General features: G+C 41.2%; 16 protein-coding genes. 11 read left to right on the top strand and 5 right to left on the bottom strand.

All coding sequences use genetic code 11. From position 1 onward, the window contains the following. Positions 1-135: 135 nt before the first annotated feature. Together BP74_RS18560 and BP74_RS18555 are read right to left on the bottom strand one after the other, a co-directional pair. Positions 136-1,200, bottom strand: a complete 1,065-nt coding sequence (locus BP74_RS18560) for an adenylate/guanylate cyclase domain-containing protein (protein WP_496376465.1) — start codon at positions 1,198-1,200, stop codon at positions 136-138. A 174-nt stretch (positions 1,201-1,374) separates the two neighbouring features. After that, on the bottom strand, positions 1,375-1,908 hold the full coding sequence (locus BP74_RS18555; protein ID WP_496376463.1) for a hypothetical protein: 534 nt from the start codon (positions 1,906-1,908) through the stop codon (positions 1,375-1,377). 204 nt (positions 1,909-2,112) lie between these two features. Between BP74_RS18555 and BP74_RS18550 the strand changes: the two genes are divergently transcribed. The 3 genes from BP74_RS18550 (at position 2,113) to BP74_RS18540 (ending at position 4,186) form a co-directional block, all read left to right on the top strand. Beyond that, positions 2,113-2,661: a hypothetical protein gene (locus tag BP74_RS18550; RefSeq protein WP_496376461.1), complete on the top strand. Its 549-nt coding sequence runs from the start codon at positions 2,113-2,115 to the stop codon at positions 2,659-2,661. 561 nt (positions 2,662-3,222) lie between these two features. After that, complete coding sequence (locus BP74_RS18545; RefSeq protein WP_496376459.1) at positions 3,223-3,528, top strand: hypothetical protein; 306 nt, start codon at positions 3,223-3,225, stop codon at positions 3,526-3,528. Positions 3,529-3,595: 67 nt separating this feature from the next. Next, entirely contained in the window at positions 3,596-4,186 is a 591-nt protein-coding gene (locus BP74_RS18540; protein ID WP_496376458.1) for a YdeI/OmpD-associated family protein, read from the top strand. A 105-nt stretch (positions 4,187-4,291) separates the two neighbouring features. Here BP74_RS18540 and BP74_RS18535 read toward each other — a convergent pair whose 3' ends face one another. Next, positions 4,292-5,668: a hypothetical protein gene (locus tag BP74_RS18535; RefSeq protein WP_496376456.1), complete on the bottom strand. Its 1,377-nt coding sequence runs from the start codon at positions 5,666-5,668 to the stop codon at positions 4,292-4,294. A 28-nt stretch (positions 5,669-5,696) separates the two neighbouring features. Beyond that, complete coding sequence (locus BP74_RS18530) at positions 5,697-6,275, bottom strand: YceI family protein (protein WP_496376454.1); 579 nt, start codon at positions 6,273-6,275, stop codon at positions 5,697-5,699. Positions 6,276-6,677: 402 nt separating this feature from the next. Between BP74_RS18530 and BP74_RS18525 the strand changes: the two genes are divergently transcribed. From BP74_RS18525 to BP74_RS18490, 8 genes are all read left to right on the top strand, one after another. Beyond that, a complete protein-coding gene (locus tag BP74_RS18525) occupies positions 6,678-7,823 on the top strand; it encodes an acyltransferase family protein (protein WP_496376452.1) in 1,146 nt (381 codons plus the stop codon). A 160-nt stretch (positions 7,824-7,983) separates the two neighbouring features. After that, on the top strand, positions 7,984-8,508 hold the full coding sequence (locus tag BP74_RS18520) for a VOC family protein (protein ID WP_496376450.1): 525 nt from the start codon (positions 7,984-7,986) through the stop codon (positions 8,506-8,508). Positions 8,509-8,788: 280 nt separating this feature from the next. Next, positions 8,789-11,206, top strand: a complete 2,418-nt coding sequence (locus BP74_RS18515) for an ABC transporter permease (protein ID WP_496376448.1) — start codon at positions 8,789-8,791, stop codon at positions 11,204-11,206. A 193-nt stretch (positions 11,207-11,399) separates the two neighbouring features. Next, a complete protein-coding gene (locus BP74_RS18510; RefSeq protein ID WP_496376446.1) occupies positions 11,400-11,963 on the top strand; it encodes a DUF4256 domain-containing protein in 564 nt (187 codons plus the stop codon). Positions 11,964-11,990: 27 nt separating this feature from the next. Next, entirely contained in the window at positions 11,991-12,491 is a 501-nt protein-coding gene (locus BP74_RS18505) for a VOC family protein (RefSeq protein ID WP_496376444.1), read from the top strand. Between the two features lie 70 nt (positions 12,492-12,561). After that, on the top strand, positions 12,562-13,326 hold the full coding sequence (locus BP74_RS18500; RefSeq protein ID WP_496376442.1) for a class I SAM-dependent methyltransferase: 765 nt from the start codon (positions 12,562-12,564) through the stop codon (positions 13,324-13,326). 117 nt (positions 13,327-13,443) lie between these two features. Then, positions 13,444-14,010, top strand: coding sequence for a cysteine hydrolase family protein (locus tag BP74_RS18495; RefSeq protein ID WP_496376440.1), 567 nt, complete (start codon positions 13,444-13,446; stop codon positions 14,008-14,010). Between the two features lie 72 nt (positions 14,011-14,082). After that, the gene (locus tag BP74_RS18490) at positions 14,083-14,880 is read left to right on the top strand and encodes an RMD1 family protein (protein ID WP_496376438.1); all 798 of its coding nucleotides are present in this window, start codon (positions 14,083-14,085) and stop codon (positions 14,878-14,880) included. 108 nt (positions 14,881-14,988) lie between these two features. Here the strand turns inward: BP74_RS18490 and BP74_RS18485 are convergent, their stop codons facing one another. Beyond that, a complete protein-coding gene (locus tag BP74_RS18485; RefSeq protein WP_496376436.1) occupies positions 14,989-15,630 on the bottom strand; it encodes a class I SAM-dependent methyltransferase in 642 nt (213 codons plus the stop codon). Positions 15,631-15,645 lie beyond the last annotated feature (15 nt).

Below are 15,645 nucleotides of genomic sequence, written 5' to 3'. Positions count from 1 at the left end.
ATTACACAATGAAAATATGACCTCACCAATAGGGTTTAGGAAATGGTTAATCCTTCCTGCTTCTAAAGCTAAAGTTTTTTGTAAATGTTCAGGTTATGTTGATATACCAAGAAGACCAGGTGCTCAATGTATTAGTTATAACATTTCTGACGCTATTGGGGCTTGCCTATGCTGACTAACCAGCTTGATCCCGTATAATAGCAGTTTATTCCTTTTCCCTTTTAATTCTATTTCTCCTTTTTCTTCCACTACCAGGTTATCTACATGCTTAATGCAACTTAGCATATCCCCCGATACCAGCAGGTCCTGGTTCAATTCATTGCATTTACCCTCAATCCTGGAGGTAGTGTTCAATACATCACCATGATAAACAATCTCTTTTTTTAATTTGCCCACAGAGGTCACTATTACCTTGCCGGTATGAATTCCCGCTTTAAATTGAGGTACCACTCCATACTTCACCAGGTATGTTTTTCTTTTCCTTTCTATGATCTCCACCATTTTATAAAAGCTTCGAATGCAGTTGTCATTATTACTTCCCAGCGGCCATACCACAATTACCCCGTCACCTGCATATTGGTATATTTCTCCCTTGAACATCATGATGGCATCCGAGATATCAAAAAAATAATCCCTGATAAAAGCGCTGAATGTTTTGTTGGACAACTTTTCTGCGATAGTGGTAGAACCTTTCAGATCCAGGAACATGAATATCCGGGATATTTCCCGGGGCTGGTGGTATAGTCCCAGTATGAGCCGAAGAAAATTGGCTCTCCCGATCAATAAAATGATCTCCGTAATAAACAGCATCAATAGGATAAAGGAAAAGCTGAAAAGAAAATCTCTTTCAAATAAGGGTCCGGCCAGGTATTCCTTTACTGCACCCATGTAGCTGATGTTTTCAACAGAGGCAGTTTCAAAGGATAGCACAAAACTCAGTATCACACTTGTCAGCAGTGAATAGATAAGCGTGCGGATGAGCAAAACAAAAAGAAAACGGATGGACTGGAATAATTTTTTAAAAACAAACTCCTCAAGAATGCCCACCATCAATCCAATTAAAAGGCTTATGCTGCCCGCCTCGAAGTATTCAGTGAATGTGTGAGGATAGTACAGGAAGTTATACAACAGACCAAATAACAATCCCATACCTATGATAAGCAGGATATGCTGAACCTTTAATGTAAGTTCCGGTCCCATAATATTATTTCCCGGTTGATGAGTAAGACCTATACCTCCACACCTGTCACGTTAGTGTTGGTTTTTTAATGCATTAAAGGTCCGTATTAATTGTTTTTACAGGGAAATATTAATAACCTGAACGATCTGTTTCCAGGTTCGTACAATTTTTGATCGTTTTTATACACCTGTTGATCAGCGTTGAACCTGGGCCGTTACTTTTCCATTGGTAATAGCAACCAGGGATCCATCAGCACGTTGTGCCTGCCCGCTGAATTCAATGGTAACTATATCCTTACTGGCATCATAGGCTGTGACGGTATAGTTCATGACAGGGCCAGGATCAAGGTTGGAAGATTTATAAATATTGTCAACACTGGCAGGCGACTCCATATAGTAGAATGCATTCAGGTAATCATTACCATCTATGCCTGACTTATATTGTTTCTGGGTAAAGTTCAGATCAAGCAGGGAAAGAGTGAGGTTGAACAAAAAACCAGAAGTTTTTTCAGGGCCAATCATGCTGAATGTATAGCTTTTATTGGACTGAAGGTGGGTATTTAACAAAGCTCCGCCCAGGAGTAGTGATCCATTATAAACGGTAGTTCCCTCTTTGAATGTCCAGGTGTTTAAATTATTTCCATTGGTTTGTTCATTGTTGGAAGAATCTTTAGAACAGGCAAAAAGAAAAACACTGCAAAGAAGGAACAGTAAAATATTTTTATGCATGGCCCCGGATTTTCAATTACAAATATATTTTTGAAATAGTATTTTGAAAAGGGTATCGGGATAATTTAAATACCTGTTGGTTTATTATCCTGGTGAATCCTTAAAACCAACTAGTTAGCCCAGTTCTGTAAAACATCATGAACGCAAGTGATGCATGTCAGCCAATGAGTACAATTGAAGGGCAATATTTGCTTTAAACAAGGTATGTACAAGCATTTACTCTTCCTGATATTTAGCTTTTTATCCCTGAACCTATTTGGTCAGCAGGATCCTTCTCACAAGATCAATGTTGGCATAGAGCAGGATGTGTTGCCTTACATCACAGGCGGTTATTTCGCAGGCATATGGGCGGGAAAAGACCATGTTCGGGCGCGGCTGGTAACGGCTAAGGTCAATAAGCCGGATTTCATCATCAAGGATGGGTTCACCAATAATAAAGTAAAAGCCTTTGCTTTACTCCTCGATTATTTTCCAAAAACGGAATGGAAGGGTTGGTGGGCCGGAGCAGGATTGGTGTATTGGAGAAATAGCATTCAAACTGACCAAAAGATCAATACTGCCCATTACAAGGACTGGTTGCTCAACGGGAGTATAGGCTATAATTATAAACTTTCTAAAAAGCTTTATGTCAGTCCCTGGGCAGGTTTACACATCAAGATAGGTGGCGACAAAAATGTAGCTGTAGACAATAAAATATTTAAGCCTTCCTTGTTGAATCCTGAAGCCTCCATAAAATTCGGGATCTACCTGTGACCGATTTACTATCTAAGATTTAATATTTTCTGTAGTCGCCTTAAGATCTGGCTACTAAAGTTGCCCAGCCCTTTTTACCGGTATCCCGGAAAGCTAATCATACATTCTATTCCTATCAACATTCCTTTCAATCACCAACATCCAGGTGCTCTTCTCAGGGTAATGTAAATGCCAACCAAAAGCAAGGATATTCCATAGATGTCTTCGGGACATCCTCAGTATATCGTCTCCTTTGGTTGGCTTTTAGTACCTCTCAGGTAGGGCATTGATAGCTGGGAACAAATTTTTCCTTTTGATCAGGTTTTTTAAAGCAGGAGTGCCTTTGGAATAGCATCTTGTTATGTAGGTACTAACGGGTTATGAAATAATAAAAACAGTTTTTAATTTAGGCATGATGTACCAGCCCTGAAAGGGCGGGATAGAGTAAGGGAGGGTGTTGCCTTCCGAAAAAACGTACGGGCAGATACACCAAGAGATGGAAATTTTCATGGTTAGATTTGAAGTCTATTTGGCGCTGGTTTGTATAAGGCCTCTAGAGAATTATAAATGAAAATTTATCAAATGCATCGTAAAGTAATTAGGTATCAAGGTGAAGCTCATAAATATTCTTTGTTTGACTATGTATTTGAATTTATAGGGTGGTTGCAAATTTTTGCTTCTCCCTTTCTTGCTGCAGTATTAATTTCCGCATTGATATATTTTTCACATCCAACAACAGTAAGATTTCTTTTTGCGATTGTAGTTTTGCTTATTGGAATAGTAGTTGGAATCGTTTTGGCGACAAAAGTTTATAAAACAAAAGGAACTATCCATTTCGTTTCAAGGGTTGTGGCTACACCTGAACTTGATAAGGAACAGGATACCTGAAATGAGAATCTTATGTATTATATACAGTTCTATTTACCAGGGAAAGTTTATCAAATAATGTCAATAGATGAATACAATGAATCCTAAGGTCGATTTTTATTTTGCCAGGGCTAATAAATGGCAGCAGGAACTGGAACAATTAAGAAAGATCATTTTGAAATGTGGCCTGGCAGAAGAATTAAAATGGGGTGTGCCCTGTTACACTTTTCAAAACACGAACATTGTTTTGATTCATGATTTTAAGGAATATTGTGCCGTCTTATTTTTCAAGGGTGCATTATTAAAAGATACCCATGGTATCCTGGTACAGCAGTCCAAAAATGTACAGGCAGCACGGCAGGTGCGGTTCACCAATGTACAGGAAATAAAGAAGAATGAATCCATCCTGAAAGCCTATATCTATGAAGCCATTGAGGTTGAAAAAGCTGGCCTGAAAGTGCCTTTGAAAAAAACCGAACAATACGCCATCCCTGTTGAGTTTCAAAATAAGCTGGATGAACTTCCTAAATTGAAAGCTGCTTTCAAAGCCTTGACCCCGGGAAGGCAAAGGGCATACCTTCTTCATTTTTCAGCACCCAAGCAAACGAAGACCCGCGAAGCAAGGGTTGAAAAATCTATTGAAGCCATTCTTAATGGTAAGGGATTAAATGACCAATGATCGTTTGAATTTTGCTGGTACTACCTTGATCCTATTGTTTACAATGGAATGATACAAAAAGAGCAGGTCACACCCGCTCTTTTTGTATTGCCTTTTCCTTGCAGGCTAGAAGCCAACAACTGCTTCAACAACAACACCGTTGAACTTACCACCATTGCGGTAATCGTTTACAGGGAAGTCTTTGTATTTCTGATCTACATATTCAGCTTTCAGCAAAACATTGCGTGTCAAAAACCAACCCGCTGCACCTGCTATGCGGTCAACAGTGATATCATTCGCGAAGTTTTGCAACCTTGTTTTCAGGGTGTTATAGCGAAAGCCCACATAAAAGTTTTCGGCCTTTCCAAAGCGGTAAACCAGGTCACCTGCCCATTGATTCATTTTCCTGGTACTGGTTTCAGTCCTGGTACGGCCAGATGCATGTTCATATGTACCAAACAGTTCCAGGCCCCCGGCTTTCAGGAATCCGTTCAGCATCATAGCATCAACTTTTTTCGAGAAACCGGGATTTAAACGCCCTGAGAAAGCAATGGCTGTAGAAGCCTGGGCTGCCGCGGATGCCGTACCGGCGCCTGTCACCCATCTTTCCATTACATTCTGATAATTGGAACCTGAACGATCCCCGCCATAAAGCGTTAAGCCACTGCCGGCATTGCTGGAGTTGTGGTAAAAACTACCTGATACACGCACCCGTAATTTATCAGCCAGTTGTTTGTCCACCCCAGCTTTCACATAAACGGATGGATCTCTCCGGGTGTTCGGGTCCTGTTCAGTTGTGTAAACAGTATCTATGTTTCCTTTGATCATGCCATTGGTTAAGCCTACCATGCCGAACAAGCCATTTTTCTGTAAATAAACTTCTCCACCTATCTCTGTGGCAAAAGCATCAGCAATATAATTGTCCATGAATGGATTATACAGGGTCTGTCCACCATCGCTCCGGCGGAAATGCTGATCGCCGTAATTGATCTCCATATGGCCAACTTTGATCGTAGCAATCTTCATAAGGTTTGTCCAGAACTGCCCTTTGAATGGCAGCTTGTCAAACTGAATGTATCCGCCTTTTACCCAGGCTTCATTATGGTGCCGGGTTGACAAATAGGTGGTCACGTTTAGGCGGATGCCATCAGACAATTGAATATCCAGAAACAGGTTAGCCATTGCCGTCATAAATCCAGACTGCAAGGGATACAATTTGGTGGGACCTGCCGTTTGGACGGTTGTTCCCCCATTATTCAATGCTGAGTTTTCATGCTTAAGGTTTTGAAACTGCTGGGTAAATCCGGCTCCCAGCCTTACACGTTGTCCTTCAAATGGAATAGAGTCCGGCACCTTGGTTGTCTCAAATATATTAATGCCCCGTTGATCATAGGGTCGCCAGTAGGATGGGCGCAGGTAAAATTCCCTGTCCTCGTTCTGAGCCTTTACCAAAATAGGCATCAACGCCACCAGGAGCGCGATCAGGAGTGTAGATCTTTTCATATCCGTATTGTTTATAAGTGTAGAGAAGTCAAAAGCGAACAGAATAATTAACCGTTACATCATCATAAACTTTCATCACACCCATCATGTATTTGGGGGGTGGGATTTTAAACTCGGACATCTTAAATTTTTTTGCCCCGCTGAACGTAACAGTACCATCGGCATTCTTCTGCTGGGTTCCTGTTAATGTCATGTCCTTTGTAGTACCGGCAATGGTCAGTTGACCTGTGAGGGTAAGTTGATTCCCTGTTGCTTTGGCATGGGTTAGGTGGTAACTGATGGTTGGATATTTATCGGAATTAAGCGCTTTATATGCCCTTGTATTTAGTAAATTTTCCTTGCTTTTAAGGCTTTTTACCGTAAGGTTGAAAGTCAGGGGCTGAATGCTTTCTATTAACCGTGTGGTACTATTTTGGGTCACGTTTGCTTCCGGTCCGCTGCCACTTGATTTCATTGTCCAGTCGTGTATGTTAGAACTGCCCTGCAAAGTCACATCATAAGTTGTTTTTTTTACGCTTTGAGCATGTAGGTGAAAAGCAGTAACATTGGCAAGCAAAGTGAAAATAATTACATACAGCAGTTGCCTACCGGATTGGTTTCTTCTCATAATAGTTCTTTGCAGATAAAGCCACAAAAATGAGACCTGATTACAATAAGTGGCCTTGTGGATAGAAAGAAAAGATTGACTTATACCGGTTCAAATACTTATTCTAAAAGGCGTGCTGCCGGATAATTACTGCTAAATGGACTTATTTGATTACCATTCAAACCTTTATAATCAATTAGTATTCGTATTCTTTTGTAAAAGTCCTGGAAAAATTATTATCTCAGGGTTAGGGAATGTGAAAAGTTACTGCTGACTTTTATTATGAATGGCATAAGCAGGTTCAGTTGATAATTGCCTAACGTTAAACAATATGTTTAGGGTCGTTATATTTACAAGTGTCAACAATAAATAGTTTCGCTGGTTGATGCTGGTTAGCCCCTGGCAATAAAATCTATTACCAATTTGAAAAACCAATTAACTGCTGTTTTGCCTTCGGGATCTAAAAACAAACTTTATGGTTTAGACCATCTGCGGGCCTTGGCTATCTGTTTTGTATTTATTTACCATTACAGTATTTTCTACCATCCTGAATGGACGACTACATTTGGCAAATTTGGCTGGACGGGTGTTGACCTGTTTTTTGTATTGAGTGGTTACCTGATAGCTTCGCAACTTTTTACACGAATTTCATTGTACAAAAGCATTTCATTACAACAATTCTTTATCAGGCGTTTTTTTAGAATTATTCCTCCCTACCTGGTTGTCGTAAGCATCTATTTTTTATTTCCATATGTACACGAACGTGAAGCCCTGGCGCCGTTATGGAAATACATGAGCTTTACACAAAACCTGGGGCTTGACCTGCGGACACAGGGAACATTTTCACATGCCTGGTCACTATGCATTGAAGAACAATTCTACATGGTATTGCCCCTGCTATTGTCAGGCCTTATTTACTTCAATGCAATAAAGAAGGGGTACTGGTTTCTCATAGCCTTATTCCTGTCAGGGTTCCTGGTCCGTCTTTATTGTTACCAGGTAGTATTGCAGCCCCATTCCGAAAGCGGGGATTTTGGAGTTTTATGGTATAAATGGATCTATTACCCGACCTTTTGCCGCCTTGACGGACTATTGGTGGGTGTAGCAATAGCGGCTTTATTGCAATTTATGCCTGCACTGGGCAAGCGGGTTTTGAGGTATGGTAATATGTTATTGCTTTTGGGTTGCATGATTTTGGCAGGCGCTTATTTTTTATGCTTAGAAGAGCAAAGTTTTGCGGCTTCCATATTTGGATTTCCAGTTGTAAGTATAGGTTATGGAGTTTTGGTATTAGGTGCCCTCAGCCCAGGCAGTTTATTATATAATTACAGGTCGGGAGTGACAACTACCATTGCTTCTTTATCCTATGGAGTTTACCTTATTCATAAATTTATTATTCACATCACACAGGGGCAATTGATAAAGCTTGATGTTGACAGGGAAGGAAATTTGATGTTTATATCTTGTGTTTTGATTGTTTTGACCGGTGCCTGGCTGTTACATAAATTAGTAGAAAGGCCGTTCATGAATATCAGGGACAAAGTGTTGCACCAATGTGCCCAGGACTAAAGGGTTAGTATGGCTTAGCATTTTCTTGAACCCTTAAATCATTTTAACCTGTTGGCATCTTTGTACATTTATTGGGTAGTTCCGGGCTGATGATCATGCAGCGTATAATACTTTAACCTATTTTACATAACAGACCTTTGGTAACTAAACACTGATGACAATGAAAAAGAGGCTATTATCTATCCTGGTACTTGTTTCAACTTTTTGTCTTGGATATGCATTCAAGTCAATCACAACAACCAAAAATGATAGTGCGGAATTAAAGAGGGTAACAGGTATTGGTGGTGTATTTTTCAAGTGCAAGGATCCAAAGAAGGTTCGGGAATGGTACAAAATCCATCTTGGCCTCAATACAAACCCATATGGGGCAGTGTTTGAATGGCGACAAGGGGCCGATACCACTAAGAAAGGATTTACCCAATGGAGCCCATTTGCAGAAACAACCAAATATTTTGCCCCCTCCACCAAAGAGTTTATGATCAATTACAGGGTTGATAACCTGGAAGCTCTGGTGACACAATTAAAAAAGGAGAATGTAGTATTGACAGACACCATACAAACATTCGAATATGGAAAGTTTGTACATATCCTTGATGTGGAAAACAATAAAATAGAGCTGTGGGAACCGGACGATTTACAATATGAAAAGCTGGGGCAGCAAATGGGCGCCAAAACGACCAAATGATCATTTATAAAAACTGCTGATCAAACTGACAATTGTAGCAAAGTATCGCAGGAAGGTGGTAAACGATTAAAACGTTACGGAATAATTGATTTCCTGTAGCATCTTTTCTATTTAAGGCCTTTCCTTTTCAGTGATGATAGTTACTGATGGTAAGGAAGCATTTCCCCTTACTTAAAGCCTAATTACTTTACCAGTCATCATTAATATTTGCCAATTACGAAACTGTTCGTGGTAATACCGGCAAAGGCTATTAATCTTACTTATAAGAAACATCTTTACTATGCTTCAGAACTATTTTAAAATGGCCTGGCGAAATGCTATTCGCCAGAGGGGATATGCAGGTATTAATATACTTGGCCTGGCTATCGGTATGGCTTCCTGCCTGTTGATTTTGCAATACGTTTCCTTCGAATTAAGTTATGAAAACTTCCAGGTGCAAAAGGACCGTATCTACAGGGTGCAGCAGGACAGGTATGACAAAGGGATTTTAAGTACCCGATGGGCTGGGGGCGCTTATGCTGCGGGGAATTCATTTAAGGATGCCATACCTGAAATTGAAGATTATGTAAAACTGGTTGGCCGCGGTCCGCTGCTGACAGAATTGGGTAACCAGCCATTAAAAATTGAAAAGCCATTTTTCGCCAGTGCTTCTTTTTTTAAAGTTTTTACGTTTCCACTTATATCAGGCCAGGCAGCAACCGCTTTGCAGGAGCCTTTTACTGCAGCAGTTTCAGAAACGACAGCAAAAAATATTTTCGGCACTACGGATGTCATTGGCAAAACATTCCGTGTAAACAAGGAGCAAAATTATACCGTTACTTCAGTGTATAAAGATGCGCCTGTGAATACACAGGTACGCCCTGACATACTGCTTTCCTATTCCAGCTATATTAAAATGATGGGGCCTGAAAACAACCCGGAGACCGCCTGGTTATGGGATGGATGCCTGACCTATTTATTGCTTCGTCATGGTGCTGATCCCTCGGTGGTACAATCAAAGTTTCCGCAGATCGTAGAAAAGGCGGTAGGTGCTGACCTGAAAAAATATAATGCAACTGTTACGTATACATTGCAACCATTAAAAGACATTCACCTTTATTCCAATTATATGGGCGAACCTGCGCCCAATGGGGATGGCAAAACGGTGTACCTTTTATTGGCGATCGCTTTTTTTATTGTCATCATCGCCTGGGTCAATTACATCAACCTGGCCACTGCCAGGGCCATCAACAGGGCCAAGGAAGTGGGCATACGTAAGGCTATTGGTTCCAGCAGGAAGCAACTGATCTTTCAATTCCTGTCTGAATCTGCTTTACTGAATGCCGCTGCAGTTATACTTTCTATAATAATTGTTGTGGTAAGCATTCCCGGGTTTAATGCACTATCGGGACAGGATCTTTCTTTCTCCTTATTTCTTAAAGGGGATTTTTGGCTGGGATTAATAGGTTTATACTGTATTGGTGTTTTCCTTTCAGGTTTGTACCCGGCATTTGTTCTATCTGGTTTTAAATCTATCATGGTATTAAAAGGTAAAATGGTGAGCACCACATCAGGTAATGTGTTACGAAAGTCCCTGGTAGTATTTCAGTTCGCCGCTTCACTTTTTTTATTGATAGGTACCCTGGTGGTATATAAGCAGATCCAGTTCATGCGCAAGCAATCCCTGGGCATCAATATTGACCAAACGCTTGTGATCAATAAACCATTGGTGGGACGGGATTCTACCTATATGCAGCGAATGGCAGCTTTCAAACAGCGACTGGTCAGTCAAACAGGAATTACAAATGCAACGGTTTCTACAAGTATTCCCGGGGAGCCGGTGGATTGGAATGCAGGAGGCATCAAACTGGTAGGAGCCGATGAGTCAACACAAAAACAATACAGGGTAATTGGGGTGGATTATGATTTTTTAAAGATATATGGATTGAAGCTGATCGCCGGGCGTGCTTTTTCAAAAGATTATGGGGATGATGCCCATAATGTGATCTACAACAGGAGTGCCGTGGCATTATTAGGATTTCATCAACCTGAGGAAGCTATAGGTAAAAGAATAGATTTCTGGGGGGAACAATATACGATCAGTGGAGTAGTTGAAGACTTTCACCAGCAATCTTTACGTGAAGCGTATGAACCGCTGATCCTCCGGCTTATACCAGATGTTTCGGGGTATACTTCCATAAAAACTACGGTTCAGAGTTCTTCACAATCCATTGCAGCAATTAAATCCCTGTGGCAGGAATTTTTCCCCGGCAACACCTTTGATTATTTCTTCCTCGATGATCATTTTGATCAGCAGTATAAGGCAGATCAACGTTTTGGCCAGACCTTCCTGCTATTTACTTTGCTGGCCATTTTAGTGGCATGTATGGGCTTATTTGGATTGGCCTCTTTTACTACCCTGCAACGAACCAAGGAAATAGGGATTAGGAAAGTTTTGGGAGCTTCTGTAACTGATATACTCAGGTTGTTGTACCGGGAGTTTGCACTGCTGGTGCTGATAGCCTTCCTGGTAGCAACTCCTATTGCAGTGATCAGTGTGTCGAAATGGTTACAGGGTTATGCTTTCCGTACTTCCATTCATTGGACCTACCTGGCCTTACCATTCATCGCCATCATAATCATTTCATTAATGACTGTGAGTTTTCAATCTATCAAGGCTGCTATTGCCAACCCGGTTAAAAGTTTACGAACGGAATAAATAGCAAAAAGGACTATTGTGAAATAATGGTATTATGCAAGCAGGGTTTTTGAAATAAAGTGATCATTAACTTTATGATGCTTCACTATTGCCATATTTCACTGCATAATTTCAACTTTTACAACCTTGCAGAATGATGTAGTTGTAAAGCAGGATAGCAAGAGTATAAGCAATACAGATAAAAACCATAATCATGGCCAGTAAAAAGAACATATCTGAAAAAGAAGGCGCTGAGCTTTTAAAGGTATTGAAAAGCCGTTTTGAGAAACACATGAACCGGCATAAGGGTATTGAATGGGCGGATGTGCAGGCCAGGCTGGATGCTAATAGTGAAAAGCTATGGTCGCTCCAGGAAATGGAAGCATCGGGTGGTGAGCCTGATGTGGTAGGACAGGATAAAAGAACCGGCGAATACCTTTTTTATGATTGTGCTGCAGAAAGTCCCAAAGGCAGGCGAAGTCTGTGTTACGACAGGGAAGCACTGGATTCAAGAAAAGAATTTAAACCTGAAAATAGCGCGGTAGAGATGGCCGCTGCCATGGGTATTGAACTGTTAACCGAGGCACAGTACCGGGAGTTGCAGCAATTGGGAAAGTTTGATATGAAAACTTCCAGCTGGATACAAACACCTTCGGCGATCAGGAAACTCGGTGGTGCCATCTTTGCTGATTTCCGTTATGATCATGTCTTTATTTACCATAATGGCGCATCTTCTTATTATGCAGCCAGGGGATTTCGCGGGGCACTGAGAGTGTGATTTTTTTACAGGTCTTACCTTTATCATATGGACATACATCCCGATTATACCATTCCGGGGCAAACCCGCATCGGGCACGTGCACCTGAAAGTTTCAAACCTGCAACGATCGCTGGACTTTTACTGTGGGATTTTAGGCTTTGAGCTGACCACTACCTACGGTAAAGATGCAGCTTTCATTTCCGCCGGAGGTTATCACCACCATATTGGCCTGAATACCTGGTATAGTAAGGATGCTCCTCCTGCACCAGGAAATTCACCTGGTTTGTTTCATACTGCCATATTGTATCCTTCACGGAAAGACCTGGCTGCGATATTACAACGGCTGCACCAGCATCGCTATCCCCTGATCGGCGCTTCAGATCATGGTGTGTCGGAAGCACTCTACCTTGATGACCCGGATAAGAACGGCGTGGAATTGTATTGGGACAGGCCAAAGGAACAATGGCCAGTCAAACCCGATGGTTCTTTAGACATGTTCACCAAACCATTGGATCTTGAGGATCTATTGAAAGAGCTGACTAAATAGTCGTCATCGGATCCCCGCTTCATTCCTTTGTGCAATAGATGTCAACCCCTTTTAAACGCAAGAAAAATTTATGCAATTCAAGGATCATTTTTCAAAGCAGGCGAATATTTATTCCAAATACCGTCCCGGGTATCCTCAGGAGCTTTATAGTTTCTTATCATCACTGGCAACAAGCCATGAACTAGCCTGGGATTGTGGAACAGGAAACGGGCAGGCAGCCATAGGCTTAGCTGCACATTTTAAAAAAGTAATTGGCACAGATCCAAGCAGTGAGCAAATCAATTATGCCTTTATACAGGACAATGTGGAATACAGGGTGGAGAAAGCAGAGCAAACTTCCCTGTTGGATTCCTCTGCAGACCTGGTAACTATTGCCAATGCCTTGCACTGGTTCGATTTTGATCAATTCTACCCTGAAGTGAAAAGAATATTAAAGCCAGGTGGTATCATCGCGGCCTGGGCCTATGTGCCGCCATCTATATCTCCGGAGATCGACCCGTTCATTCATCATTTTCATGATGTGGAGCTGGATGATTACTGGATCGCTGAAAACAGGTACGCTGAAGCTGGATACAAAACAATTCCTTTCCCCTTTCCGGAAATACAGGCACCGGCATTTCAATCTAAAAAAGAAATGACCCTATATGATTTCAGGGAATACCTCTGTACCTGGTCGGCTGTTCAAAGGTTTATAAATACCAACCATTATGATCCAACCGAAGACTTTATCTCAAAGCTTTCGCCAGCCTGGGGTGATCCTTTATCAGTGAAGGAAGTCTCATGGAACCTGGTGCTTAAAATTGGTGTCAATAAAAATGGGCATACTAATCCTTAAAATAGTGCCTGCAATTTTTGAGTCCAAATTGTTTTCATTGTCATCTCCAACATATTTTTTCACTATTAAATTTGCGGTGAACTATAAAGCTTCACTAAACAGAACATTCTTACTACAATGAAAACAGCCTTACTGATCATAGATATTCAAAACGATTATTTCGACGGGGGAACAATGACATTGAACGGTGCTGAAACAGCTGCTGCAAATGCAAAGCTGTTGATTGAAAGCTTCCGGGCAATGGATCGGCCTGTGATACATATACAGCATTTGGCATCCAGACCTGGTGCTACTTTTTTCCTGCCCGGCACAATGGGTGCCGCCATTCATGATCTTGTGCAACCACTGGAAACTGAAAAGGTCATCATCAAGCATTACCCAAACAGTTTCAGGGAAACTGAATTATTGGAATATTTAAAAGCATTGGATGTAACAGGACTGGTAATTTGTGGCATGATGACGCATATGTGCGTAGATGCAACTACCAGGGCTGCAAAGGACCTTGGGTTTGATTGTACGGTAATAGGGGATGCCTGTGCAACCAGGGACCTGGAGATTCAGGGAGAAAAGGTAAAAGCAGAACAAGTGCAAAAAAGCTTTTTAGCCGCCCTGGATTATTTTTATTCTACGGTGAGGACAACCCGTCAATATTTGGATGCAGAACAAACTGTAGTTATTGCTTAGTACAAATCACTACCACTACCTTACAATTATACATGACCGTTGAATGCGGCTGGTTAAGATTGGTTAATTTTAATGGAGGAAACTCCGGCCATGTTGCAAAAAGTGGTTTCATACCAGGTTGCCGATTCAATTGATGTAAAACGGTTCAGTACCGGGTTCACCGGTGAACTGGTGTACCATGATCAATCAGAATTGTTTTACAGGACGGGCACAGAACAGTATGTATATGTGTTTAAGTATGGAGCTGTTTGTTTTTTAAATTATGGGGTCAGGGAAATAGAGTCCTTTCTGAAACTCATCTATCCTTATTGCAAAAATCTTTTCGAGAACAGCCTGACCGATGAATTCCTGGTGCAGACAGAAGCAAGAGAAGTGAAGGTGGGCTTCAACCAGATTGAGATCCCGTCGGCCAATATTGAAGTGCTGCGGTTGGTGATGATGAATGTATCTCAATCTGTGGCCCTGGATTATTACGAAGAGCAAACCAGTAAATTGCTGGCTGAGACCAATACACATACACAAACGCTGGTGAATAAAGGACGACTGGGATTATCAGGTAAATACCTGAAAGTGTTTATTGGTAAAACATTGCTGCTACGTAACCGCATAGCCGAGAATATCTATGTGTTTGATTCGCCGCCGGAGACATGGGAAAATGAAAGCCTGAACAGGATAGATGGGGAGTTGAAGCGGACATTCGATCTGCAGGTACGGGTGCGAACCATTCATGAAGGTTTAAGCATTATCAAAGACAACCTGGAATTATTCAGGACATTGATGCAGCATCGCTACAGCAGCATGCTGGAGTGGATAGTGATCATACTGATTCTGTTTGAAGTGGTGAACCTGGTGATTGAAAAACTATTTTAGACCGTTTCTTGTTTATGGTTTATTGTTTTTTGTTCTTTAGGTGGAATTATTTTTTTTTCACAGCAGTCAAACTTTTATTTCGAATTGCGTAAACCTGAAGTTTACCCCTTATAGCTTCCGGCCCAGGAACCTGATCACAGAGGCTTGCCCGTTATGGTACATTCCTTCATTGAGAGAAATTTCAGTTTCTTTCAATTCTATAAAATCATAGTTCACAAAATCAGATTTGATTTCTTCAACAGAAAATAAGGATGCTATGTCTCTTGGTCCTCCAACATTTTCATTTTTCGCTATATAGTCAATATGATTTTTACTGAACGCCTCAAAAATTATGGTTCCGCCTTTGCGCAAATATGTATCAAGCGACCTGTGAGTGGCTGATTTGATAGCAGCCGGAAAATGTGCATAGATCAATGCAATGGCGTCAAATTGTTCTTCATGATAGTGTAAGGATTCTAATTCTCCAATTTGATAGTCAATTGATACATTCTTTTTTTGGGCGAGTTGCAGTGCTTTCTTTTGACCTTCAATGCTGATGTCATATGCCGAGACAGACCAGCCGAGTTGAGCGGCAAAAACAGCATTTCGTCCTTCGCCTTCAGCCGGGAAAAGAATTTTTCCCGGTGCTAGTCTTTCCAGTTGTTCTTTCAAGTACTCATTAGGTTGTTCACCATAAGCAAATTCCTTGTCCCGATATCTATCATCCCATTTGCTTGTCCAGTTTTCTGCCATATGGTTGGTTTGTTTCATCAAAATTAATTTGAT

Source organism: Flavisolibacter ginsengiterrae DSM 18136 (genome assembly GCF_059568575.1).
This window is presented reverse-complemented; position numbering and strand designations above follow the sequence as displayed.